The sequence below is a fragment of the Mesorhizobium sp. M7A.F.Ca.AU.002.02.1.1 genome, assembly GCF_003998535.1.
Lineage (GTDB): Bacteria > Pseudomonadota > Alphaproteobacteria > Rhizobiales > Rhizobiaceae > Mesorhizobium > Mesorhizobium ciceri.
This window is the reverse complement of the sequence record NZ_RZPB01001285.1, coordinates 1-982: the sequence shown is the minus strand read 5'-3', so window position 1 is coordinate 982 and position 982 is coordinate 1. Positions and strand designations below refer to the sequence as shown.

Annotated in this window: 1 protein-coding gene; it reads left to right on the top strand. The window is 61.7% G+C overall.

Features of this window, described 5'->3' with window-relative positions; translation table 11 throughout:
- Window positions 1-982 (top strand): SLBB domain-containing protein (locus EN879_RS37165; protein ID WP_127274772.1); only part of this gene is annotated, 982 nt, incomplete at both ends.

The window sequence follows — 982 nt, the reverse complement described above, 5'->3', positions numbered from 1 at the left end:
CCTGATGCAGCACATGGGCCTCGGCCGCCAGCCGGATGTCGCTGTCGAGATTGTCCAGTACAGGCCGTTCTACATTGTCGGCTACGTCACGCAGCCAGGCGAGTTCCCCTACAGGCCCGGGCTGACGGTGCTGCAGGCGCTGGGAATCGCCGGCGGCCTGCGAACACGCGAGGAAGACATGTCGAGGCTCGAGCGTGAAGTCATCGTGGGTCAGGGCGATGTGGGTTTGTTGGCGCTGAGCAACGTCAGTCTGCTCGCTCGCAAAGCACGGCTGGAATCAGAACTAGCTGGCAGCGACGACATCGCCTTCCCTGCGCAACTGAAGGACAGAGCTTCGAACGAGACGGTCGCGGTGGCGATGGAGCAGGAGCGCAAGATCTTCGCCGTCCGCAAGGACGCCATGGCGACGCAACTCCGTGCCCTGCGCGAACTCAAGGATTTCCTCGAAAAGGAACTGACCTCGCTCGGCCAGCAGATGGCCTTCCACGACCAACAGATCGAACTTATCCAGAAGGAACTCGCGGGTGTTTCGGCCCTTGTCCAGAAGGGGCTGGCGGTTGCACCGCGGGAACTCTCTCTACAGGGAACGGTCGCACAGATGCAGAGCGACAGGTTGGTTGCCGAGACCTCGCTCTTGCGAGTCAGGCAGGAGATAAGCAAGACCGACATCGAGATCCTCAACCTCGGCAATAGCCAAGCCAGCGAAGTCGCTGCTGCCTTGCGCGAGACGCAACTGCAGCTCAATGAAGTGACCAGCAAGGCCAACACCGCGGTGCAGTTGTTGCACGATACCGAGGTCACGGCCCCTGCTCTGCTCGCCCTTAGAGAGCGCGCCGAAAGGGCCAAGCCGATCTTCAAGATCGTGAGGACGACGGACAGCGGCTCGCAAGAACTCACGGCTGAGGAAACGACGCCGATCGAGCCAGGCGATACCGTGAAGATCGATATCCCCGCCCCGCCGTCCGGCTTGGCTGCTCTACCT